Source organism: Pseudomonas sp. PGPPP1, from assembly GCF_002255865.1.
GTDB classification, from domain to species: Bacteria; Pseudomonadota; Gammaproteobacteria; order Pseudomonadales; family Pseudomonadaceae; genus Aquipseudomonas; species Aquipseudomonas cremoris.
The window spans coordinates 1-876 of record NZ_NKIG01000095.1 but is presented as its reverse complement, the minus strand read 5'-3'; the positions used below and the strand labels follow the sequence as shown (position 1 = coordinate 876).

The following is an 876-nucleotide window of genomic DNA, read 5'->3' as shown; positions in this document are numbered from 1 at the left end:
ATGTGCCTCCCTGCGGCAAGATCCATAAGTGTCATTCACTCCTTGTCTGACCGTTTTTGAGCGGCAGGCTACAACCCGTAAGGAGCATTCATGCGTCATTACGAAATCATCTTTTTGGTCCACCCGGATCAAAGCGAGCAAGTCGGCGGCATGGTTGAGCGTTACACCAAGCTGATCGAAGAAGACGGCGGCAAAATCCACCGTCTGGAAGATTGGGGCCGTCGTCAACTGGCCTACGCAATCAACAATGTTCACAAGGCTCACTACGTGATGCTGAACGTTGAGTGCACTGGCAAGGCCCTGGCCGAGCTGGAAGACAACTTCCGCTACAACGATGCAGTGATCCGTAACCTGGTCATCCGTCGCGAAGAAGCCGTTACCGGCCAATCCGAGATGCTCAAGGCTGAAGAAAACCGCAGTGAGCGCCGTGAGCGTCGCGACCGTCCTGAGCACTCCGACGCCGAAGGCGTTGATGGTGATGACAGCGACAACAGCGATAACGCTGACGAGTAATCCACGGACCTTTTAAGGAGCCTATCAAATGGCACGTTTCTTCCGTCGTCGTAAATTCTGCCGCTTCACCGCTGAAGACGTGAAAGAGATCGATTACAAAGATCTCAACACTCTGAAAGCCTACGTATCCGAGACCGGCAAAATCGTTCCAAGCCGTATCACCGGTACCAAAGCACGTTATCAGCGTCAGCTGGCCACCGCTATCAAGCGCGCCCGCTTCCTGGCCCTGCTGGCCTACACCGACAGCCACGGCCGCTGAGACCGGGCAGTCGACAAGTAGTAAGGGATTGAATGCATGCGCGCCTTAGCTGAGTTCATCATGCGCGGTCGTGTGCAGGCCACTCTGGTAGTGGCTGGATGTGC

2 protein-coding genes are annotated in these 876 nt (G+C 55.3%); both read left to right on the top strand.

Annotated features, from left to right (window positions below):
• Positions 1–90: 90 nt before the first annotated feature.
• Positions 91–513, top strand: a complete 423-nt coding sequence (gene rpsF, locus CFE47_RS31300) for a 30S ribosomal protein S6 (RefSeq protein WP_008035342.1) — start codon at positions 91–93, stop codon at positions 511–513.
• Between the two features lie 28 nt (positions 514–541).
• Complete coding sequence (gene rpsR / locus CFE47_RS31295; protein ID WP_002551829.1) at positions 542–772, top strand: 30S ribosomal protein S18; 231 nt, start codon at positions 542–544, stop codon at positions 770–772.
• Positions 773–876: the final 104 nt, after the last annotated feature.